This is a genomic window from Planococcus salinus (assembly GCF_003719725.1).
In the GTDB taxonomy this organism is placed as follows: domain Bacteria; phylum Bacillota; class Bacilli; order Bacillales_A; family Planococcaceae; genus Planococcus; species Planococcus salinus.
In genome coordinates, this window is sequence record NZ_RIAX01000006.1 from 147,584 (window position 1) to 170,202 (window position 22,619).

A 22,619-nucleotide genomic window follows, 5' to 3' on the forward strand; every position below is an offset into this window, starting at 1 on the left:
AGCAGCAAAACCCCCGCCCTCTAAAGAGGACGGGGGTTTCTTCATTGAACATTGGGTTTGTAGAATGAACGGTTGTCGAGCGGGAACAATCGCTCCGTAAATTCTCCCGGTTTCGTCTTTTCCAACGCCCGGTCGAGCATCATCATTTTGGCATCGATGTTATCGATATAGTGAAGAATTTCCGCTTCTTTGATCATCGGCTTTTTTGGGCTGCCCCATTCTTCTTTCCCGTGATGGGACAATACCATGTGCTGAAGAAGCAGCACTTCCTCGCCTTCAATGCTCAGCTCTTCTGCTGCCTTGGAAATTTCCGTGACCATGATGGAAATATGGCCAAGCAAATTCCCTTCCACTGTGTAACTGGTGGAAATGGGACCGGACAATTCAAACACCTTTCCGATGTCATGCAGGATGATCCCTGAATACAGCAGGTCCTTATTCAAAGACGGATAAATGTCACAAATGGATTTGCCGAGTTTCAGCATCGACACCACATGATCGGCAAGTCCTGACACATAATCATGGTGATTCCGTGTTGCTGCAGGGAATGTCAGAATCCGCTCCTGGTATTTCTTCAGCAGATGGCGCGTAATACGCTGAATCTGCGGATTTTGCATATCAAACAGATATTTCAATATTTCTTCCAGTAACTCGTCTGTGCTTTTCTCAGAAGAAGGGACGAGATCACTGATACTTTTCTTTTCTTCCGGCTTCGCAGGGCGGATACTCTTTATGCGTAATTGGTTTTTCCCCCGGTAATTATGGATTTCACCGCCTACACGGACAATCGTTTCTGCGGCGTACATGGCTTCATGTTCATCTTTTGTATCCCACAGTTTGGCTTCAATATCACCACTTTTATCCTGCAATACGAGCGACATGAATGGATTGCCTGTAGTTGTGACTCCTTTTGTCGATTGTTTGATGAGCAGGAACGTATCCACCGTCTCCCCTACTGCACGTTGCGTAATTCCTTTTGTCATGTATGAATCCCCCTCTCATTAGTAGCCACTTCAATAACACCGGCATTTGGCCATATCTGCTGCATGGTGTCATGGCATGTAAAATAAATAAACTGATGCTGTTGCTGCAACTCTGTTAATAAGTTTATCATTTGCTGCAGCCTGCTGCGATCGAAATGAACAAACGCGTCGTCCATGATGACCGGAAACGGGTGGCTTTCCCTCATGGACTGTACCAGCGCCAACCGGAGTGCCACGTAAGCCTGTTCTTTTGTTGCCTGGCTGAGTTCAGCGATATGGAACCTCAGTCCTTCCGGTGCTATCGCTTCAAAATAACCGTCGGGATTGATTTCCAATTGCTCATAGGCCCCCTCCGTCAGTTTATTGAAATACTGCTGGGCGATCGCAATAACCGCAGGTAATTTCTTTTCTTTCAACTCTTCCATCGTCTGTCTAATAGCTTCCGTAATCGCTTTATCAACCGACCAGCGTTTCGCGAGTCCGGCAAGCTCCGCTTTCTTTTCCTCGAATTGCTGAAGCTTTTCTTCATATGCCTGATCTGATAACAGGGCGTTGATGCTTTGTTGTCTGTCTGCCTGTTCAGCGAGCAGCTCTTTTCGCTCTTCTGCCAAATTCGCCAGTAGCCCTTCTTGATCTGCTATATAATCTGCCGCGCTGCTGTCGTCAAAGCTGAGAGGTTTTTCGACCTTTCCCAACGTCTCCAACTGTGCATCAACCGGCGACCGTTCTTGCACCAGCTCTTTTCTCTTCATGTTTGCTTCCCATGCACGATAAAAGTCTTCCGTTTCTTCCACACCTGCTTCAGTCAATAAATGCCGTCGGTCTTTTTCCAGCTGATCCGATAAAGTCTCCAGCTGTTTTTGTTGATTCTCCAATTCTTCCAATTTTTCCAGCTGTTGCTGATGTGCAGACAACCGCTGTTGACGAGCATGGTATTCAGAACGAAGCATGGCGTATAACCCATCTGCATCAACTGTCTTTCCTGTTGCCTGTTCCGCTTTCAGCAGCCACTTGTTCAATTGTGCTGTGGCTCCTGCAGTCTCTTCCTTCACCCGTTGGCGACGTGAATGAATAGCTTGGATTTCGCGCAGTTTTTCAAACAAGTCGAGTACAACGGAACGGTTGGAAGATGGGTCAATGCCCATTTCCGCCAGGAATTGCTCATATGCCTGTTTTGCCGAAAGTTTTTCTGGATCGCTGGAAAGCTGTGCCACTCTCTTCTTGGCAGCTTCCAGGTCTCTTTTCATGTCTTCTGCTTTTCGGTCATAAATGTCCAGTCGGCGGACCAGCGTTTCAAATTCACTTTCCCTGCCTTCATACTCTTTTAATACCTCTTCATAGCCGTCTGTCGATGGCAGGTTCTTGCCGCTTTTTACAACCTGCCAAACTCCGGCCACAGCGACCAGCAGGGCAATCACGGCTACTGGGTAATTGGTTTGCAGAATGCCATAGACCAGGCCCAATGCCCCCAGGACAATCAGGAGATAATTGGCCCCGGGATTTTTGATCGGACCCTGTATACGCTTGGCGGCTCTTGCTTCAGCCAATTGTACTTTTGCAGAAGACCATTTCTGTGCGCCAGCCCGTTCTCCTGCTGAAGGCTGATGCTGAAGAAAAGCATTCCATTCTTTCTCAAGTTCGTTTGCTTTTTCCTGCTCTTCTGCTAACTTCCGCTGGTGATAACGGCGGTTTTCTTCTTCTACATCCGCTTTTTGGATGAATTCCACCAGTTGCTCTTCTTTGTTTAACGAAACATCACTTTTCAAAATTTCCTGTTCTTCCATGCCGACCAGTGCCATAAGCCTCTCTTGATCATCTGCCAGCTGTTCTGCTTCTTCTGTTTTTTGTCGAAGCAGTGCACGCAATTGATGCCATTCCGACTCCTGATTCAATAAGTGTTCGATCTGATCCAGTTCCGGAGAAACAAAGCTGTCCGCGTTCAGTGAAGCCATTTCTTGTTCCACATGCTCCAGCTGAGCACGGGTTTCCGAAATGCGGTCGATGATTCGGTCCATACGCCGACTGCCATCCGCCGGGAAGTCCCTATTTGGCAAACCTGCAATTTTTTCATCCAGGTTCTTTTTTCTTTCAATCAACGGTGCTGCCTGAAACCATTTTTCCGCTTGTTTTAACTCATCGCTTACCCGCTTTTCTTCCCTGCTCACTTTTTCCAGCCGCTGTTCGATTTCCTTTACTCTTCTCACTGAAGGTTCATATTGTTCGATACGGGCTCTGTAGTCTTTGATTTCCCGATCTATTTCCTTCAATTCTTCAATCAGAATGTTCATGTCCGGATTGCGTCCGCCTTTTTTAAACAAGCCGGCCATTTCCTTTTCCAGACGTGTTTCCATTTTGGCAATCGTATCAATGCCGGTGGTGCCTGAAGCGAGTAACGTTCTGCTCAATTCCTCTTCGGTCATCTTCTCCAATCCTTGAAGCTCATGGATGGAAAAAGAAAACACCGCTTCAAATGACGACCGGTCATAATTGCGCAACAGCAGCTTCAGTTGTTCTTCACTGCCACGTCTTCCATCTTCGAAGAAGACAGTTACATCGCCGGCAGACTTGCCTTTGACCCGTTCAATGATGACTTTCCCGTAAACCTGATCGTTGATATGAAGCTGACCACCATATTTCCCTCCGGACTTTGGTTCGTAGCGCTGCAAAGACAGATTTCGTGCCGGGTAGCCGAACAAAGTCTGGATGATGAATTGCTGGATGGTGGTTTTCCCCGCCTCATTTGGACCGTGGAAAATGGTGGCCTGGTCATTGAACTCGATGGTCCGGTCTTCATGTTTGCCGAATCCATAAATGATCGCTTTTTCAATTCTCATCAGTTCACTCCTTCAGCTGCATGTCATGACGTATTTTCTCTACAGCAAGCCGGCCAATTTCCTGTGTTGCAGAATCGTTTAACGTTTCAAGATACCTGCTTCCTTTCGGATGCCTGTACAGCTCTTTTAAAACCTCTTTCCAGTCATTCAATTCCCAACCGGTCAGCACATCGATGAGATTTTCGCTGAGCGGCGAGGTTTCGGAATCCAGCTGCGGACTCTCGAAAACCAGCTGATCGATCCAAACAAAGCGATCCAGCACCTCTGCAGTTTCTCTGACCGTTTCCATCAACTCAGTCTCTGTAACGGCATCGAATAATCCGGCTGTTTCTTCGTCAATAGAGGTAAATCGGAGATCAGCTATCATCGGTCCTTGATCTCCCCATGTTTCCAGCGTCTCTGCACACAACTCCAGCAATTCATTCATATGGGCAATTCCGCTGCAGTTGATCGGTATGGTCACAAATTGAATGGCTGAAGCTTCAACAAAGTGCTGATTTACTTGCTGTTTCGACAAGGTTACATCATAGAATCCTTTGGCTCCCGCTTCGTTCCGGTGGCGGCCCTGGAGATTTCCCGGATAGACGATCGGAGGATCCTGATGCAATACCTGCCGTTTGTGGATATGGCCAAGTGCCCAGTAATCGTAATTCCTGCTGAGCAACTGTTCTTTTGTAAAAGGTGCGTACACGGCATGGTTTGTATCGCCTTCCATGCTGCCATGCAGCATCCCAATATGCAAAACGTCCCGCTCTTCAGCTTGGGGGTAACGATTGACAACGGATTCTTTGATATGCCGTTCCCCGTAACTGAAGCCGGTGATGCTGACAGGACCGCCTGCCGTATCCAGCCGGATTTGGCCGACAGCAGCATCAAAAGCAAAGACATTGTCCGGCAATTCGAAACGGGTCCATTTGCCGCTCAAATGATCATGGTTTCCATAGCTGATGATGACAGGGATCCCTTGTTCGTGAAGACGCTGCATGCCAAGCTGAAATCGGTGCTGCGCCCGCAGGCTTCGGTTTTCTCCATCATAAATATCGCCGACTATCAGCAGAAAATCGGGACGCTCGTTTACGGTATACTCAATCAAACGGTCAAACGCGACAAATGTACTGTCTTTCAGCGCTTGCCAGTGTTCTTTCTGCAGCCCCTTCATACCGATGAAAGGACTGCCGAGATGCAAATCCGCCGCATGGATAAATCGTATATGGCCCATTTTATGACTCCTTCAAAACCGAATATTTGTTCCTATTTTACCATGAATAGGACACGAAAAAAACTGCCGGCAGAATTTTTCTGCCAGCAGTCCTTTTCTTCATTTATTATTCCCCAACCGGATTGCTTTTCGGATGTCTTTCAGCGATTGGGAAGACCCATACATCAAGACACCTCCACGGTATACGCGGGCTCCGAACCATCCCAATAACCCAATGGTCGCCAGCATGATGGCAATTGCCAGCAACGGCTCCCATAATGGCAGGTCCAGCATGCCGACACGCAGAAACATCACCAGCGGCGTGAAGAATGGAATATAAGAAGCAATGGTGACATAGGTGGCTTCCGGCATACCGATCCCTGAAAAAGCGATGAGGGAAGCGATAATGATCAAAAACATCATCGGCAGCATCAGCTGCTGGACATCTTCTGTCCGGCTGACCAGTGAACCCAGTAACGCCGCCAGTACTGCATAGAGAAAATAACCGAGAAGAAAGAATAAAACAGCAAACAGGAATGTCTCAATTTTCACATCTGAAAATCCGAAAACACTGAAAAATCCTTCTGTCAAATCCGTTCCTGCAGTTTTGATCGCCGTATATCCCGCTAATCCGAAAATCAGCATCTGGAGTATACCGAGCGTCCCAACCCCGGCTATCTTCGCAAACATATGCTTGACCGGAGACACACTTGAAATCAGGATCTCCATCACACGGGAAGATTTTTCGTTGGCCACTTCCATCGCAATCATATTGGGATAATAGATGACTGCCACATAAATGAGCATGATGAGAATATAGACAAGTCCCCTCGCCTGGCTCAACTCTTCCTGTGATTTTGAGGATTCAGACACTGTTTCCCGTTCGAAAGAGACCGGCATAAACAAACTTGTCATTTCCTCCTCGCTCAACTCAAGTGTTTCGGCAGTTTGCGCCGTCTGCATAGCCTGTAAAGCACTCTCTATGTCTCCTGTAAATTCATTGGCGGACTCCGCGACATATCGTGCAGACAATTGTTCTCCCTGCTCCAGCACCAAGTATGCCTCGATGCTCCCTTCCCTGATCCCTTCCGTCAATTCCTGTTCCGACAGCTCTGTCTGCATCGCTTGTGTATCACTGTCTGCGACTTCTAGCTGCTGCTGAAATTGCGGGAATAATTCCCCTGTTTCATCCACTACATGCAGAACGGATCCGTCTTCTTCAGAGCCCTGAAATACAGAGATGATATTCGGCAGATTCGCCATCAGAAAAAAAGCGGCTGCTACAATCACCGTCGTAATGATAAATGATTTCGTTTTGGCTTTTGGCATAAAAGCCTGTTTGAATATAATCCAGAAATTATGCATAAGCTTTGCCCACCTTCGCGATGAAAATTTCTTCCAGGGAAGGTTCTTCTATGGCGAAATGCCTCAATTTCCCGAGTTTTAACGCCTCTTCCAACAGTCGCTCCGCTGCCGTTTCGTCTGAGATTCGAAACAGGGCACCATCGTGGGTCGCCGTATAATTTTCGACTCCATGCACATCTGCCAGCCCTGACAACTCACTGTCCATTTTGATCCGGACATTTTGTTTGCCAAATGATCGTTTGACTTCACGGATGGATCCGCTGACCACCACTTTCCCGTGATCCAGGATGCTCATATCATCACACAGCTCTTCCACATGGTCCATACGATGACTGGAGAAAATGATGGTCGCTCCCTGCTTCTGGAAATCCAGGATGGCGCTCTTGAGCATCTCGACATTGACCGGATCGAGCCCTGAAAACGGTTCATCCAGGATCAGCAATGACGGATTGTGCAGAAGAGCCGCAATGAGTTGAATTTTTTGCTGATTGCCTTTCGATAATTCTTCCACTTTTTTGGTTGCGTAATGAGGTACTTCAAAGCGGTCAAGCCAATGCTCCATTTGTTTTTTTGCTTCGCTTTTCGGCATTTTCCTCAACTGTGCCAGATAGATGAGCTGTTCTTCAACTTTCATCTTCGGATATAACCCCCGTTCTTCCGGTAAATAACCGATTTCCGGGCTGCTTGCGTATGTAATGGATTTGCCGTTCCAACGGACTTCCCCTTCAGTCGGATCCAGCAAACCGAGGATCATCCGGAAAGTTGTTGTTTTCCCCGCCCCATTGGCTCCAAGGAAGCCATACATCTGTCCTTGATCTACGGACAGATGTAAATCATCCACTGCGGTGAAGCCACCAAATTTTTTTGTCGCACCTTTTACTTCTAAAGCCATCTTTATCCCTGCCTTTCACTTTCATTTATACGGACTTATTTTCAAAATGTTTCAAAATCCGAGGACATTTTTCTTCAAACCCTTTATACTTAAACTGAATAAGCATTCAGAAAGGATTGGATTTTCATGAGAACGTACAAATTGACTGCATTCGAACAAACCGGAAAACTGATCATGGAAGAAACGTTTACAGCAGAAAATGATGAAGAGGCAAGAAAAAAAGGAAGAGAAATTCTGGAAGAAAAAGAGTTAGTGAAGCAAACGCATCGCCTTGCTTCGCCTGCCGGGAAACTGTTATTGTTCCATTCGTGAAATTTATAAAGAAAGTGGCTGTTTTCCGTTCCGGCGGACGCTTTCCGCGGGCGAAGCGCTGAGCCTCCTCGTCGCAAGCTCCTGCGGGGTCTCATCACTCCGCTTTCCCGCAGGAGTCGCCGCCTCTACTCCAATCAGCCTTGCTCACTTGTAGAGAGTGATTTTATGCGCAATCGAGAGAATAAGGAAACAGAAGCGATAATAACATTAAAAACAGGTGGAGAAATTAATTCATTTTCTCCACCTGTTTTATTTTAGGTGCTTTCGAAAAGCTTATTCTTTTTTATATCCCTTTAAACGCCGGTTTCCGTTTCTCAACAAATGCCTGTATGCCTTCCAAGTGGTCTTCTGATTGGCGCATCGCTGTTTGAGCTGCCGCTTCCCGTTCCAATACTTTCTCCAGTTCATCCACTTTCAATTGGTGCAGAATATTCTTCGATTCCAATTTGGCCCGGACCGGAGAAGCGAGCACTTCTTTGGCATACGCTTCGGCATGTTCCAATGCACGGCCTTCTGCAGTCACTTCGTCGATCAGCCCTTTGGCCAGGGCATCATGTGCTTTCAGTGTCTGTCCTGCCCATATCAATTGCTTCGCCTTCGGAACGCCGACCCGTTCTTTCAGGAAGAAATGTCCGCCGCCATCCGGCACAAGGCCGATACCTATAAAATTCATCGCCAGCTTGCTGTTTTCTTCCGCGATTACGTGATCACAAGCCAGTGCAATACTGAAGCCAAGCCCGGCGGAAGCCCCGTGAATCGCTGCAATGGTTATTTGCGGCAATGTATAAAGGGCCTTCGATAACCGCTTCAGGTCTTCCATCACCAGACTCATATCCATCGGCTGATCCGGATCCATCATTTCCTTGATATCGCCCCCAGCTGAAAACGCTTTGCCTTCGCCGTGGATGATCAATACTTGAACAGTATAATCCTGCAATAAAGAATCAAAGCAATCCGCCAGTTCCTTCATCATTTTGCCGTTCATCGCATTCATTGACTTCGGCCGCTTCATGATTAAATGAGCCGTACGCCCTTCCTTGTTCAATTCAATTGTTTCATACATAAAAAAAGACACCCCTTCGTAAAGATGAATAGTCATTCACCTTTACGTATTCGGTGTCTTTAGTGGAAAACCCTTTAATTATTAATAATCTTACATGCTTTCATAAAGGGATTGTACTGGCTTGATCAATACACGGTTTACTTCTTCGATCATTTGGCTCAAGCCCATTTCTGCTTCCAGCATTGCCAAGATTTTCGGGTTCTGCTGAGCTGCTTGTGCTGTCTCTTGTGCGCTCATCATTTCTTCTTCAGAAATTTCTTCGCCTTGCGACTGTTTTTGCTGAAGTGAAATTTGAAGATCGCGGAAGCTTTTGAACAATTCGTTCGCTTCGTTGTCTGCTTTTACTGACTCAACAGCTGCTTCTAATTTTTCGAACTCCTCTGTACTGCGGAACGTGCTTTCCAATTTGTTGATGTCGTCATAAATGTTTACTGCCATTATAATTCTCCTCTACATTAAATTCAGTGCCGTGACAAGCAATCCTTGGATTATGCCGATCAATCCACCCAGAAAAGCGCCCAGTACCGTGATCATCTTAAATTCTTTCCGTGAAATCCCCAGGACCAATTCTTCCATTCGACTCAACGGCAAAGAATCGACTTGCTCTTTGACCATGCCTTCGATATTGATCTTTTGCATCGTCTCTTCCATCTTCAACTCGCCTTGCTGGAATATGAAATCCGTGACAAGGGGAGTAAAGTTTTCACCTGTCCATTCTAACCCCCGAGGCCAAGTCTCTGCAAGTGTTGCGTTTAAGCGACCTGGAATATCGGCTTTTTCTCTTACATATTCTTTGATTGAATCCACAGCCGGTTCCAGGTCAAATTCTGACAAAAGCTTGTCAGCCTCACGTTCCTGCAGTTTTTCCCATTCTTCATAAACTAAAGAAGCCAACAATTCAAATGTTTTCGGGGAATTTAAAAATTTGATGATTTCTGATTGGATCCGGTCCACCAACGAAGTCGATTCTCCCAATAAAGAATGCAGCATATTCCCAAAACGGCCGCGCGTGGCAAAGAATTCATCCAGCAGCACCTTGATGGCCCGCCGCCCTTCCACAGATGAGAAATAATCGCTTCCCCGGTCTACTGCGTACTTGACCGACCGCCATATTTTTTGGTCGGTTTCCTGCTTCCAATTGTCAGGCATCAAGTCGCCCACTGTTTTTCCCGCTATCCGTTTACGGATGGATGCATATTGCAGGTCCACCAACTCGTCCAGCTTCGCTTCCGCTTTGGCCTGCATATTCTCCTGCCCAGCTGATGCCAGCCAGTCATTGAAACTGTTTGGTGAATTGAAAACATATTTCTGTAATTGCCGTTGAATCCAATTCTCTGTTTTTTGGTGCATCTCTGCGTTCAAAAACCTTTTTCTAAACGACTCCGGAGTCAAAAGATGCTCGACGATCGTACTGCCCAGCTGGCTGGCCAGTTCATCTCTTCTCTTCGGAATGACTCCTGGGGTGAACGGCAATCTCCATGAACCGATGTAAAGTGGTTTGTATGGACGGAACAGCATTTTTATGGCGATCAGATTGGTAACTCCCCCGATCAAAGCGCCGATTAATGCCATCAACAATAAAATCACTAAAATATCCAAAATCGTCACTCTCTTCTTTTTCTTCTTTGTCAATCCGCCAAACTCCGCCTATAATGATAATGTGGAGAGGCAAAGGAGGGGTCATATGCTGCAGCATTTTAAATTTAAACCGATGTTCGAAAACCGCCAATTGCCCGGCTGGAATATATCGTTTTTTTACCGGAACGAACGCATCACCGGAGAATATCATCCCGACGGCAGTATCGTCTGGCTGTCGAAAACACCGGAAGACGAAGAAACCGTGAAAGAAATGATTCACGAATTGATGCTATTTCATGTATACGATTAAAGCGCTGGAAAGTTCCAGCGCTTTTTTCATTCCATTTATTTATTATAGGCAAGACCGCCTTCAATGAACAGCATTTGCATTCAGCATGAATCGAATGTGAGCTGCTTAACGGACACACTGTACACATAAGCTTTCTGTAAGAATCCAACTGCTGCCCCGCCGGACCCTGTCCATGTTTTTGCAGCACTGAAGAGGGGTAGTTTAATAATAAGAAAATAATCCCCTGAGGTGATTCAAAATGTATAAGAATATGGCCGTAGCATACGACGGATCTGATGGAAGCCGATTGGCGTTTGACAAAGCCGTTGAGATGAAACAGGCACTTCCCGATATCAAGCTTTCCATCATTTATGTGAATGAAGAATTCCAGGAGAACGTCAGTTTGCTTGACAGTCCCGGGACGTCCGCTCCCATTTTTTCACCGACTCTGGACAGCACTTCCACCCAGTCGTTGCCTCCTGTCGTCAACGACGAAGAATACGATTCGGCCCAAGGGTTGGAAACGTCGCCGATGGAGTATTCCAAGTACATGCATAATTCCATCCAGCAGCAACTTGATGCGAAAGGTGTGGAGGCTTCTGTACTGGCATTGGAAGGAACCGCTTCCAAAACCATCCCTGCTTTTATTGAGGAACAGAAAATCGACTTACTAGTCGTCGGAAACAGCGGGAAGTCCGGTTTGCAGAAGTTCTTTGTCGGATCTGTCAGCCGAAAGCTGATCAAAGAAGCTGCCTGCTCTGTTCTGGTAGTAAAATAAAAATCCCGCTTTTCCCGATTGTCCACACTTCTCCGCTAACCATTTTTCTTTTTTTGTATTTTATTAACATGATGTCCTTTTACTTACTAGTTTAAAGAGCTGTGTAGTGGGTAAAGATTACTAGTACAACAGAAAACTTGATCAGAGGAAGAAGGTATCAGCCATGCCGAAACATACCGTTTACTTTCTGTCTTCACACCAGCATCGTGGTCTCATGGCTGAGATTTGGGCTAACCGTTTAAAACTTCCGAACTGGGATGTCAGGAGCGCTGCATGGAATCAGCCACTAATGACCGATACGCCAGTGGAAATCATGAAAGAAATTATGTTGGATTTACCCAATGTACAACCAAGATTTTACAACTCTTCAGAAGTGGGTGAAGCTGATTTAATCATAGCTTTGCACGATGGTGAATTCGAACAAGGAGAAATCCCTTCGGATCTGCCTACTCAAAAAGTTCTGAAATGGGACATCCGCAGCCCTGAACTTCGAGCGACTGATGAAGCAGAACAATGGGCTTTATACCAAGAGGTTTGTGAAGAGATAGCGATGAATATAAAAGAGCTGGAACCTTATTTTCGTTCCAACTACATGTAAGACCTTCACCCGGTAAACAGGTGAAGGTCTTTTTTGCAGCAAATTATCGATAAAGAACTGCGCGCACCGGGCTGCCTTCCGCTCCTTTGATCTTCAGTGGCAGGGCAGCGAGCTGATAGGTGCCTTCTGGTACTTCGTCCAGGACAATCCCTTCCAGGATGAATCTTGCGAAACGGTTCATGGCATGGTGCATTGGTAATTCCTTACTGGTTTCCGGGTCTACTGACGGCACATCGACGCCCAGCAGCCGGACATCATTTTCTGCCATCCATTCTGCAATTGAAGGGTCAAACACCGGCCAGCTGTCCGGAAATCTGGAACGGTCTCTCCAGGAATTTGTTTTCAGCAAAACAGCCTGGACTCCCGGCAGCAACTTTTTCAAATCCGGCTGACCTACTGTTTCAAGGCCGGCCACGTCCATAACCTGTGCTTTGGTAAGGTAGACATCCAACGGCAATTCGCCCACTGTCAACCCATCATCATCGTAATGGAACGGCGCATCGATGTGTGTACCCATATGGGTGCTGGATTTCATTTCCCCGATATTCACCGAACCGCTCTGTTTTTTGGTGACAGCAAGACGGTACTCAAATGGCGTATCTCCAGGCCATTCGGGAGTGGCTTCTGCAAGCTCCATTGAAATATCGATTATTTCCCTGTCCATCATTTACGCCACCACATTTCGTTCGTTGGAAAAATTCTTATACAATTCGTTTGCCATAATATTTTTCAGACGGCTGACCATTTCTTCCACATCGCTGTAGGAAGTATAAAAAGCGATCGGCGCCAGACGGATAATATTTGGTGCGCGGAAATCCGGCACGACTTCCGCTTGTTTTAATGCCTTGCAGATCCGGGCCGCTTCCGGGTGAGCGAATGCGATATGGCCGCCCCGCTCCTCATCAGCTTTCGGTGTGACATCCTGCAATTCCGGAATGTGTTCAGCAGCCAGTTGCCTTAACAGCCGTGTCAGCTCCAACGACTTTTTGCGAATGGAATCGATGCCGGCTTCTTCAAACAGTTCAATGCTGCCGAGCAGCGGAGCCATGCTGAAGATATTGGGGGTGCCAACCTGATAAGCCCCTGCGCCTTGTGCTTTAGTAAATTGATGGTCCATATCGAATTGCTTTGTTTTCTCGGAACCGAACCACCCGGCATTGCCTGGTGACAGGTGATGATGCCGTTCGTGGATATACAGGCCACCGGTTCCCCCCGGACCTGAATTCATGTATTTATAATGGCACCATACGGCAAAATCGACACCGCATTCATGCAATTCGTGTGGCATCGCGCCGATGGAATGGGCCAAGTCGAAGCCGACCAGAATCCCTTTTGCGTGTGCCGCTTCCGTTATTTCCCGCAATGGCAATAATTGTCCGCTACGGTACAGAACAGAGGGAAGCAGCAGTACGGCGACATCTTCTCTCAGCTCTTGAAGTATATCTGCCATTTCCAGTGTATATCCATCCGTACTTTTAACTTTCCGCATGGCCGTTTCCGGTTCTAATCCTCGTAATCGCAAATGGCTTTCCACTGCATAGATGTCAGATGGAAAATTCAACTCATCAACGAGGATCACCGAGCGGTCTGGTGTCGGTCGAAACAACGTGGACAACATTTGATGAATGTTCGACGTGATGGAACCTGTCACCATGACTTCGTGTGCATGAGCTCCTACAAGGGGTGCGATGCGGGCACTCATGTCTTCAGCCAATGTAAACCAGGGATTTTCTCCTTCCGTCCAACCATCGATAGCATGTATTTTCCAACTGTCCATCAGTTCGTTCAGCCTGTTCTCCGCTCTTTTCGACATCAATCCAAGCGAATTGCCATCCATATATAATTGCCCTTCTGTCCGGTAAAACTCTTTTTTAAAATGTGCCAATGAATCTGAACGATCCAACTCTTTCACTGTAGGCATGTGATGCCCTCCTCTATAAAATTTCATGCTCTTTTCATCATAACGGATTGCTTTTACAAATAAAATCAAAATTCCGCAAATTATTTCACGGAGAGGTTTGTCTTTTTTCCAATTATCTTTTATCATTAAAATACTTTATTCTTTCACCGTAGGAGGTGCAGACTTTGTTCCACTTTCCCATTTGAGACTGGAGCAAAGGAATTATTTGGACATACCCATACAATTATCAGCTTTTGCTATCTTACTCGCTGCCACTGCTTTTTTTTCAGCCAGTGAATATGCGATTGTAAAAGTACGTTCAACTCGAATAGACCAATTGGTTGAAGAAGGGCATAAACATGCCCTGGCTGCCAAAAAAGTTGTGACAAATGTTGATAATTACCTGTTTACCTGCCAAGTCGGCATCACGATGTCAATGTTGGGGATTGGCTGGCTCGGCCATGCTGCCGTGGAACAGCTAATGCGCCCTTGGATCGCCACTTTTAATATACCGGATAGTATTTCTACAGCGATTGCTTTCTTGCTTGCTTTTCTTGCGGTGGCACTCCTGTCGGTAGTGATTGGTGAACTGACACCAAAAACGATTGCCATCCACAAAGCGGAAGAAATTACATTGGCCACTGCAAAGCCGCTTCTTGCAGCGTATCGCCTGTTGTATGTTTTTATTTGGGTTTTTAATGGCCTTACACGTTTTGTAGCCGGGTTGTTCGGCATCCAGCAGGTATCCCGTTCCGAAATGGGACACACAGAAGAAGATTTGCGTATGTTGTTGTCCGACAGTCTGAAAAGCGGCGAAATCAACTCGTCTGAATACGCCTACGTCAATAAGATTTTTGAGTTTGATGACCGGATTGCCAAGGAAATTATGGTCCCTCGGACAGAAATGAGTACCATCGAAAAAGACATGACCTTAAAAGAAGTCTTCGATTTGATCGGAGTCGAACAATTCACTCGTTACCCGATCACTGACGGTGACAAAGACAACGTTATTGGTGTAATCAATATGAAACACCTGCTGACGGCCTATATCAAAAATTCGTCAAACGGAGATTTGCCGGTTTCTTCTTTCGCTTTGCCGATCATTCAGGTGATTGACACGATGCCCGTCAGTGAATTGTTGCTGAAAATCCAGCGGGAACGGATCCATATGGCCATTCTGCGCGATGAATATGGCGGCACCTCCGGGCTGGTGACTATTGAAGATATTATCGAAGAAATTGTCGGTGACATCCGCGATGAATTCGATATTGATGAAGTGCCGGAAGTTCAAAAAATCGGGGAAGATCATTACATATTCGACGCTAAGATGCTGATTGAAACCGTCAATGATACATTGGGCATTGAAATCGAGGAAGAAGACATCGATACCATCGGTGGCTGGTTCATGACCAAAAGCTTTGATGCCATCAAAGGGCAGAAAATTGTCGAGCAGGGCTACGAATTCCTGATCAAAGATATTGATGGCCATCATATATTGTATTTAGAAGTCCAGAAATTGCCGGAGATGGAAATTGAAGAAGAGTAACGAAAAAAAGGCTCCCTTGAAGGAGCCTTTTTCCGTTAATGTGCTGTTGTTGTATGGTTGTGTTTCTCGGGGAAGACGCTGCGGTCCAGATAAATATGGTAGAACCATTCACCAGCCCCGATGACTAAAGCGGAAATGATGGAAGCTGTGATGATATCGACATTTCCTCCGACCAATGCTTCGCCCATCAGCCAGATCACCAGAAACGCAACAACGATATCGGATATGGTCGCAATCGCATTCCGTTTCGTGCGCTCTGCTGCACCTCCGGTCTTACGGAAAATCATCAGATCTCCCATGGCATAAGCTACTACCGTCAGGACAAGGCTGATCCAAATCGAGTCCATGAAGGATACGTCGAAAAACCCGGTCAGAACAATCAAAAGGACGGCAGCAATCATTACAAACTTGATGATAAGAGCTTTTACATGGTTCAATGCTTGTTCCTCCTTTTTTCTTGTGGTTATAGTTTGTTTACCCCGCTCCGCTGTCTATAATCATCTTCTAGCATAAAAAACCATTTCGAAAAGTACTGTACGTTTCGTCTTCAGAGACCTGATCGATCTATTTTATCTTTTGCGTCATCGTGCGGAGCTCCGATGATCGGCTCGCTTGCATCCATCCTTCTTGTATCATCCACTTGAGTATCTGCGCCGCGCTCTCCCGTTTCAGGTGTATAGGCTACATCTTCACGGTCTCTGGCCTTTGAAAGCGGCCGGTTTTCATCATCGATCAAAACCAGGATTTTCCCTTCATTAAACCGCGTTTCATATTCTTTTGCTTCTTCTTCCGGCACTCCTAAACCAATTAATGCACCGGCAAGTCCACCGATCCCTGCCCCTGCAGCAGCTCCTGTCAAACCAGCCACAATGGGACCTGCCGCAACAATCGGACCAATTCCCGGGATGGCCAGTGCCCCAAGCCCTGCCAGCACGCCTCCGAGTCCGCCAAGTGCTCCTCCTGTTACAGCACCTGTTGCTGCACCTTCACCAGCATGAGTTCCGGTTTCTTCTGTTACTTTTTCTGTCTCGTCTTTGTCTTTGCTGAGCACTGAAATATCTTCCGGCCGGTAACCCTGTCGTTTTAAATCCTCAATCGCTTCAATTGCTTCATTTTCATTATTGTAATATCCGACTACTGATTGTTTTGCCATTTCCTGTCGCCTCCTAAGAGTTTAGTTGAAATTTTCTTTCTTTTCTAGCTGAATTCCCTTCTGGAAATCTTTTAAACTCTGCTTCCTTTCATGACATTGAATCACTGCTCGACTGGCGGAATGGCCGCAAGCTGCACATCGTTTTCAAAAAACAACGTGGCGATTGAATGACGCAGCCTGCTTTCGAGAGCTTGTTTCATTTCCACATTGACCACATGGACTTCTACTTGAAAATCCATGGCAGAATTGCGGAATTCGATGAAGCGGACATCCGGAGGGGTTCCCGGCACTCCTTCCATGGCCTGCACTTCTTTCTCTGCGGCTTGTTGCAGCAGTTGTTCAATGCGCTGTGTGTCGCTTCCATATACCACACTGACCACGACCCGCGCAAACAGTTCCGCACTGGAACGGTTTTTGACGATTTGTTCAATGAAATACTGGTTCGGCACGACAAGCGTTCCGTCTTTCAATGTTTCGACAACCGTTGAACGCAGTTTGATCTTCGTAATCCTACCGATCTTTTTATCGATTTCGACCATTTCTCCCACTTCCATCGGCCGTTCAAACAAAATGATGATGCCTGACACAAAGTTTGCCGCAATATTCCGCACACCAAAACCGATTCCGATTCCGAGTACGCTGAAGACTACTCCCAAAGCTGTCAAATCCAACCCCACTGTCGTAAAACTGACCGCCAGCGCCAAAAACATGACAGAATAATAGATCAAGCGGTTGATTGTAAAACTCAACCCGATATCGACATCGAACTGTTCATATATAAAAGGCATGATATGTCGGTTGAATGCTTTCACAAGGCGACTTGCAAAGGTGACAATCATAACAGCTACGACTATGAGGAAAATGGAAATTTCCACCCCTTCTGTCGTGTAAAAAGGGGTGAACAGCCATTGTTCTTTGGAAAAATAAAATAAAAACAATAAGATGGCACTGTAAAAGGCAACCCAGTTGAGGACATCTTCGATAATAGGGAATGTCCGCTCTTTGAAATTCTCCGATCGGAATATCAACTTTAACAACCACTGAATTCCTGATTTCACTGCGAAAATCAAAGATAAGTAGACAAAGAACATAAAAAACTCACGGACTGACAAATCCCTTAAAATTTCAATTCCTTGAAAAAGCTGCGTATTATCCATTTCTTTCCTCCTTTGACTGAGTCATCCTCACTCAGTGTAGAGATGCTTCTTCAATCCCCTTCCAAGGTGTGCAGGTTAACGGGGCGCTTGTTCACCGCGTCCGCCAATTCGTCGATCTTTTTCTGAAGAAAATCACGGTCAAGTGTTTTCAATTGCTGTGCTTCCAATCCTTCCAGAACATAAAGCTCCATATTCCATAGCGCTTCATGATGGCGGGAATCTCCCATTGCCGCCGCAATTCCCAGCGACTCTGTCACCGCTGCCAGGACCGAGATATCTTCTTTGCCGTAATGGGAAACCTGATAATAGACATGATATAAGATTTCCTTGTAAGAAAAAAAAGGATATAAAATCACTTTTTCTCCTTCCTTATTTTCTATATGCTGTGGGCCCAACTCCAAACACCCCAGTCTTCCCAGAAGCCTTCCAATCCGTGCCAGGATTTCATTGGCGGTGTTCGGATCATTGATGCCTGGTGAAATCGCCCGCAGCCCAACTTCTACCAGCTTCTGCAAAGCAAAATCGACGTCCTGTTCGGTGGTCCTTTCCTGGCCGATAACCCAAAATTCGGAAAGATCTTTACCGGAAGATTTTTTCAGGTAAATGGTAGCCAAAGGCTTGCCTTCGTATACGAAATCCCCAGTTTTAACATGCAGTTCGATTTTGGCTTCATGTTCCAGCGAAAAGTCCTTCATTTTATCAAAGGAAATGAACTGGACGTATCCGGATGTTTCGGCCCGGACGGCTTCTTTGATGCCTACAGGAGCCCACTGTCCTGGATTTCCGGCTTGTTCATCTTCCAGTTTTTCATAGAGGGAAATTACCCGTTCCGCATCTTCCACAAGTCCAATGATCAATTTGCTGACTTGAATGGTGGAAGCAATGTGATGCACAAAATAAGCGAATGCGGACAGACAAAAGAATGCAATTAAAATTCCGACGAATGTGGAAATCACATTATGGCTATATAAATCATCACGCATGAACAGCAGCGACAACGTATTGTAGACAAAGCCGCCAAGAAAAATACCCAATACGCGCCATGTAAGCCGGTCATGCACGAAATTCTTCAATGTTCTTGGGGAAAACTGGGAAGAGTACATCGTCAAGACGACAAGGATGGTGGAGAACGTAAAGGTTGTCATTGTTAATAAAGCTCCAGCCAAAGCGCCCATAATGGTCTTTGCTAAATCCACGTTTGTAAGCAGAATGGATGGTATGTATTCTCTGTAACGCTCAACGACCAATAAATCCACGTAAAAGAAAATAACGGACAATGCGACAGCCAGCAAACTGTATACGGCCGGTGTTACCCAAAACTTCTCTTTAAACCAATAGGTGATCTTTTCCATATCCATTCCTCCTCCCCCGGCTGTTCATATGTACTTTTTCCCTTTCCCTTCTTTGGACAAACACCAAAAAAGACCGGAACGGATTCCGGCCTTTTGTTCAAACGGAGAGCGGAATTTCTTTGACGCCTCTGACAATCATGCCCGGACGCCACTCCAGTTCCTGCTCATCCACTCTCAGTTTCATATTTGGGAAGCGATTCAGCAGGCTGGTAAGGGCTATTTCCCCCTCCAGCCGGGCCAGTGGGGCACCGAGACAGAAATGAATGCCTTTTCCGAACGCCAAATGGGGGCTTTTTTCCCGGTTGATATCAAACAGCTCCGGATTAGGGAAAATTTCCGGATCATGGTTTGCCGCATTCAAGGAAACCGTCACAAGCTCACCTCTATGAATGCTTTTTCCATGGAATTCCATGTCTTCTCCTGCCCAACGGGACGTACTGAATTCCACTGGTCCGTTAAAACGGAGAGCTTCCTCAATCGCCTGGCTGATTAAGTGCGGCTGCTGTTCCAATAAAGCTTTTTGTGAGGGGTTTTCAAGCAACGCCAAGACGCTGTTGCCGATTAAATTCACCGTCGTCTCATGGCCTGCAATGATGAGAAGCGACACCACTCCATAAAGTTCCTTTTCGCTCAGCCGGTCCCCTTCCTCTTCTGCAAGTACGAGTTTGCTGATCAAGTCCTCTCCCGGATTTTCTTTTACTTTCGAAAACCATTCACTCAAATACTGAATAAAATCCGTCATGTGCTGGTACATGCTGACTTCCGCTTCTCCACTGGTTCCTTCTATCAATGCATTGGACCAGGTCCGGAAGTTGTTTCGGTCTTCTGACGGTACACCTAAAATTTCACAGATAACAATAATGGGAAGCGGAAACGCAAACTCGTCGATTAAATTTATTTCGCTTTTGCCCTCCATATCATTCAGCAGTTCGTCGGTAATTTCCTGAATCCGCCCACGCATCCCCGAAATCATTTTCGGTGTAAATGCTTTTTGAGCAAGCCCCCGCAACCGTTTATGATCGGGAGGATCAGAGAACAGCATATTCTGTGTAAATACGCTCATTTGGTCCATGCTGCCCCCAAACAATTTCGAATAATCCTTGATGAAGCGCTGATCGGTCAAAACATCCACCGCTTCCGGATAGGACGTCACCAGCCAGCCCTGCTGGCCGTCCGGAAACCGCACTTGGTGAACCGGATTGATTTCCCTGATTTTGTTATATGCCGGATAAGGATTCCGGATAAAGTCTTTTGAAAATAACTTGGCTTCTTCTGGATGATGTGAGCTCATTGCTTCTCCTCCTTTTTCTTTCCTATACCCGCACATGGGTCACCATGACTCCTTCCTTTCGCCTAACTTTCCGCATATGCAAAAAGACCGAGCTATCTCGGCCTTCTCCTTGGTACTGGATATTATACTCTGCTGAAACGCTGCAAAAAGCTCTTTAAGCGGTCGCTTTTCGGATTGTTGAACAACTCTTGCGGCGGACCTTCTTCCATTAATAAACCGTCTGCGAAAAAAGCCACCCGGTCGGAGATCTCCATGGCGAAGTCCATTTCGTGAGTGATCAAAATCATCGACATGTCCCCTTGCTCGGCAAGGTCCTTAATCACCTGGAGCACTTCGCCGACAAGCTCGGGATCAAGCGCTGATGTCACTTCGTCAAACAACATCACTTTCGGCTGCATGACCAATGCCCGGGCGATGGCGACACGCTGCTTCTGCCCACCTGACAGCTGGAACGGGTAATTATTGACTTTGTCTGCCAAACCGACTTTTTTCAGCATTTGAACGGCACGCTGCTCCGCTTCTTTTTTACTGAGGCCCAGCACCTGTACAGGAGCTTCTGTGCAATTCCGCATGATGGTCATATGAGGAAATAAATTAAAATGCTGAAAAACCATTCCGATATTGCCTCGGATTTTGCGCAAATGCTTTTCATTCGCTTCGACCAGTTTGCCGTTCACTTCCATATGCCATAAATTTTCACCGTCAACAATAATCTCGCCGCCTGTCGGTTTTTCAAGGGTCATCAGCATTCGGATAATGGTCGTTTTCCCGGAACCGCTGGGTCCAATAATAGAGACTTTTTCTCCCGGCATAATATCCAAATCGAAACCTTTCAGCACCTCCAGATCTCCAAAAGATTTTTTTACATTTTTAAATTGTACAATCGGTTTGCCCGTCATGAAATCACATCCTCTTTTTTCATTTTTTGGACTTTCGCTTTACGCATATAACGGGTGTTCATGCGCCTTTCCATATAACCGACAAAAAGAGAAGAAGGATAGCTCAACAACAAGAACAACAAACCGACGATCGTATACACTTCCACAAATGAAAATACCTGTGAGCCCAAATTCCGCGCAGTCATCAGCATTTCATTGACCGAAATGGCCATTAATAAGGGTGTTTCTTTAAATAAGACGATCAAGTAATTTCCGAGCATCGGAATGACCGGCGGTACAGCCTGCGGCAAAATGATTTTTGTCCACGTCTTTGCTTTACTGAAATTGAGTGCACGGCTTGCTTCCCATTGCCCCTGATCCACCGATTCGATACCCGACCGGTAGATTTCAGATAAATACGTGCTGTAATGGATGCCGAGTGTTGAGATGCCCGCTGTCATTGCCGACATTTCAAAACCGATGACCGGCACCAGCGGCCAGGCAAAGTAGACAAAAAACAATTGCACAAGGACCGGCGTTCCTCGAACGAATTCAATGAATCCATATGTCAGGTACGCGATGATTTTAACCGGTGACCTTCTTAACAAGGTAAGGATAAGTCCCAAAACAAGTGCTACTGCAAACGATGCCAGTGTAATGCCCAGTGTCACGAACATCGCTCTGAAAATAGTCGGAAAAACTTCTGCGGCGTATGACCAGTTAAAAATCTCCATCAGGCACTAGCCACCCCTCTCGATGCCCGTCTTTCCAAATATCGCGACAATACGATAAGCGGCAAGGCAAGGACAAAATAGAGAATCAGCAGGATTCCGAAAACCTGCAGGCTTTGACTGTAGTCAGCCGCCCGTAAATTTTGGGCAAGATACATCATGTCCTGCAATGTGATCAGCGACACGAGGGAAGTACCTTTCAATAATTCGATGGATATGTTTCCAAAGCCCGGAAGCATCGTCCTCAGCGCCTGTGGCAAAATAATATAACGCATCCGCTGGAACTTTGACATATTCAATGCGATGGCCGCTTCCGTCTGCCCATCCGGCACGGCAAGAATCGCACCTCTGACAATCTCGGAAGCGTAGGCGGCATAATTCAGCCCAAGTGTGACAACACCTGCTGTGAAAGGATCCAGACGGATATCGAATAATTGGGGAAGCACAAAGAATATCCAAAACAACTGGACAAGCAATGAAGTCCCTCTGAAGAATTCCACATAAATCATTGTGAGGACCCGCACGGCCTTGTTTTCCGACACCCGCGACAGCCCCGCGATAAAAGCCAGGATAAAAGCAAGCGCACCTGATGCCAGCAGCAAACTGACAGTGACTGTGGCCCCCCTCATCAAGACCTCCACTATTTCAATCAGACTCAATGTCATCACTCCTTTTCACGCTACTTCAGCGGAAAAATCAGGCACCCGGTAAGAGTGCCTGA

The 22,619-nt window shown here is 46.4% G+C and carries 23 protein-coding genes; 5 read left to right on the top strand and 18 right to left on the bottom strand.

All coding sequences use genetic code 11. The annotated features are described in order from the left end of the window. Positions 1 to 41 precede the first annotated feature (41 nt). The 5 genes from yhaM to EEX84_RS10070 form a co-directional block, all read right to left on the bottom strand. The gene (yhaM, locus tag EEX84_RS10050; RefSeq protein ID WP_123165507.1) at positions 42 to 983 is read right to left on the bottom strand and encodes a 3'-5' exoribonuclease YhaM; all 942 of its coding nucleotides are present in this window, start codon (positions 981 to 983) and stop codon (positions 42 to 44) included. Further along, a complete protein-coding gene (locus tag EEX84_RS10055) occupies positions 980 to 3,817 on the bottom strand; it encodes an ATP-binding protein (RefSeq protein ID WP_123165508.1) in 2,838 nt (945 codons plus the stop codon). Before EEX84_RS10055 ends, yhaM begins: the two co-directional genes overlap by 4 nt. 4 nt (positions 3,818 to 3,821) lie before the next feature. Further along, positions 3,822 to 5,036: a metallophosphoesterase family protein gene (locus EEX84_RS10060; RefSeq protein ID WP_123165509.1), complete on the bottom strand. Its 1,215-nt coding sequence runs from the start codon at positions 5,034 to 5,036 to the stop codon at positions 3,822 to 3,824. Between the two features lie 99 nt (positions 5,037 to 5,135). Next, positions 5,136 to 6,380 (bottom strand): ABC transporter permease, encoded by a 1,245-nt coding sequence (locus EEX84_RS10065; protein ID WP_123165510.1) that lies wholly within the window; start codon positions 6,378 to 6,380, stop codon positions 5,136 to 5,138. Then, positions 6,373 to 7,272, bottom strand: coding sequence for an ABC transporter ATP-binding protein (locus EEX84_RS10070; protein WP_123165511.1), 900 nt, complete (start codon positions 7,270 to 7,272; stop codon positions 6,373 to 6,375). Before EEX84_RS10070 ends, EEX84_RS10065 begins: the two co-directional genes overlap by 8 nt. Positions 7,273 to 7,398: 126 nt before the next feature. On the opposite strand from EEX84_RS10070, the gene EEX84_RS10075 reads away from it, so the two are divergent. After that, a complete protein-coding gene (locus tag EEX84_RS10075) occupies positions 7,399 to 7,584 on the top strand; it encodes a YhzD family protein (protein ID WP_123165512.1) in 186 nt (61 codons plus the stop codon). Between the two features lie 283 nt (positions 7,585 to 7,867). Here EEX84_RS10075 and EEX84_RS10080 read toward each other — a convergent pair whose 3' ends face one another. The 3 genes from EEX84_RS10080 to EEX84_RS10090 all read right to left on the bottom strand — a co-directional run bounded on the left by EEX84_RS10080 (position 7,868) and on the right by EEX84_RS10090 (position 10,279). Next, on the bottom strand, positions 7,868 to 8,647 hold the full coding sequence (locus EEX84_RS10080; protein ID WP_123165513.1) for an enoyl-CoA hydratase: 780 nt from the start codon (positions 8,645 to 8,647) through the stop codon (positions 7,868 to 7,870). A 90-nt stretch (positions 8,648 to 8,737) separates the two neighbouring features. Further along, complete coding sequence (locus EEX84_RS10085; RefSeq protein ID WP_123165514.1) at positions 8,738 to 9,085, bottom strand: YlbF family regulator; 348 nt, start codon at positions 9,083 to 9,085, stop codon at positions 8,738 to 8,740. 12 nt (positions 9,086 to 9,097) lie between these two features. Further along, complete coding sequence (locus EEX84_RS10090; protein ID WP_240033956.1) at positions 9,098 to 10,279, bottom strand: DUF445 domain-containing protein; 1,182 nt, start codon at positions 10,277 to 10,279, stop codon at positions 9,098 to 9,100. Between the two features lie 52 nt (positions 10,280 to 10,331). On the opposite strand from EEX84_RS10090, the gene EEX84_RS10095 reads away from it, so the two are divergent. From EEX84_RS10095 to EEX84_RS10105, 3 genes are all read left to right on the top strand, one after another. After that, on the top strand, positions 10,332 to 10,535 hold the full coding sequence (locus EEX84_RS10095) for a YheE family protein (RefSeq protein ID WP_123165515.1): 204 nt from the start codon (positions 10,332 to 10,334) through the stop codon (positions 10,533 to 10,535). Between the two features lie 238 nt (positions 10,536 to 10,773). Beyond that, the gene (locus EEX84_RS10100) at positions 10,774 to 11,292 is read left to right on the top strand and encodes a universal stress protein (RefSeq protein WP_123165516.1); all 519 of its coding nucleotides are present in this window, start codon (positions 10,774 to 10,776) and stop codon (positions 11,290 to 11,292) included. 163 nt (positions 11,293 to 11,455) lie between these two features. Continuing rightward, entirely contained in the window at positions 11,456 to 11,890 is a 435-nt protein-coding gene (locus EEX84_RS10105; RefSeq protein WP_123165517.1) for a phosphatase, read from the top strand. 43 nt (positions 11,891 to 11,933) lie between these two features. Here the strand turns inward: EEX84_RS10105 and kynB are convergent, their stop codons facing one another. Together kynB and kynU are read right to left on the bottom strand one after the other, a co-directional pair. Next, positions 11,934 to 12,554, bottom strand: a complete 621-nt coding sequence (kynB, locus tag EEX84_RS10110) for an arylformamidase (RefSeq protein ID WP_123165549.1) — start codon at positions 12,552 to 12,554, stop codon at positions 11,934 to 11,936. A 3-nt stretch (positions 12,555 to 12,557) separates the two neighbouring features. Then, positions 12,558 to 13,811: a kynureninase gene (kynU, locus tag EEX84_RS10115; protein ID WP_123165518.1), complete on the bottom strand. Its 1,254-nt coding sequence runs from the start codon at positions 13,809 to 13,811 to the stop codon at positions 12,558 to 12,560. Between the two features lie 205 nt (positions 13,812 to 14,016). Between kynU and EEX84_RS10120 the strand changes: the two genes are divergently transcribed. After that, positions 14,017 to 15,336, top strand: a complete 1,320-nt coding sequence (locus EEX84_RS10120; protein ID WP_123165550.1) for a hemolysin family protein — start codon at positions 14,017 to 14,019, stop codon at positions 15,334 to 15,336. A gap of 35 nt (positions 15,337 to 15,371) precedes the next feature. Here the strand turns inward: EEX84_RS10120 and EEX84_RS10125 are convergent, their stop codons facing one another. The 8 genes from EEX84_RS10125 to ehuC form a co-directional block, all read right to left on the bottom strand. Continuing rightward, a complete protein-coding gene (locus tag EEX84_RS10125; RefSeq protein WP_123165519.1) occupies positions 15,372 to 15,773 on the bottom strand; it encodes a YndM family protein in 402 nt (133 codons plus the stop codon). 110 nt (positions 15,774 to 15,883) lie between these two features. Then, the gene (locus EEX84_RS10130) at positions 15,884 to 16,489 is read right to left on the bottom strand and encodes a YflT domain-containing protein (RefSeq protein ID WP_123165520.1); all 606 of its coding nucleotides are present in this window, start codon (positions 16,487 to 16,489) and stop codon (positions 15,884 to 15,886) included. A 101-nt stretch (positions 16,490 to 16,590) separates the two neighbouring features. Beyond that, positions 16,591 to 17,646, bottom strand: a complete 1,056-nt coding sequence (locus EEX84_RS10135; RefSeq protein ID WP_123165521.1) for a mechanosensitive ion channel family protein — start codon at positions 17,644 to 17,646, stop codon at positions 16,591 to 16,593. Between the two features lie 50 nt (positions 17,647 to 17,696). Beyond that, the gene (locus EEX84_RS10140) at positions 17,697 to 18,998 is read right to left on the bottom strand and encodes a DUF2254 domain-containing protein (RefSeq protein WP_123165522.1); all 1,302 of its coding nucleotides are present in this window, start codon (positions 18,996 to 18,998) and stop codon (positions 17,697 to 17,699) included. Positions 18,999 to 19,095: 97 nt separating this feature from the next. Continuing rightward, on the bottom strand, positions 19,096 to 20,289 hold the full coding sequence (locus tag EEX84_RS10145; RefSeq protein ID WP_123165523.1) for a cytochrome P450 family protein: 1,194 nt from the start codon (positions 20,287 to 20,289) through the stop codon (positions 19,096 to 19,098). 122 nt (positions 20,290 to 20,411) lie between these two features. Then, positions 20,412 to 21,188 (bottom strand): ectoine/hydroxyectoine ABC transporter ATP-binding protein EhuA, encoded by a 777-nt coding sequence (gene ehuA / locus EEX84_RS10150; RefSeq protein WP_123165524.1) that lies wholly within the window; start codon positions 21,186 to 21,188, stop codon positions 20,412 to 20,414. Further along, positions 21,185 to 21,901 carry an ectoine/hydroxyectoine ABC transporter permease subunit EhuD gene (gene ehuD, locus EEX84_RS10155; RefSeq protein WP_192892949.1) on the bottom strand — a complete coding sequence of 239 codons (717 nt, stop codon included), beginning with the start codon at positions 21,899 to 21,901 and terminating at the stop codon, positions 21,185 to 21,187. Before ehuD ends, ehuA begins: the two co-directional genes overlap by 4 nt. Then, positions 21,901 to 22,557, bottom strand: a complete 657-nt coding sequence (gene ehuC / locus EEX84_RS10160) for an ectoine/hydroxyectoine ABC transporter permease subunit EhuC (protein WP_123165525.1) — start codon at positions 22,555 to 22,557, stop codon at positions 21,901 to 21,903. The genes ehuD and ehuC overlap by 1 nt, the downstream gene beginning before the upstream one ends. Positions 22,558 to 22,619: the final 62 nt, after the last annotated feature.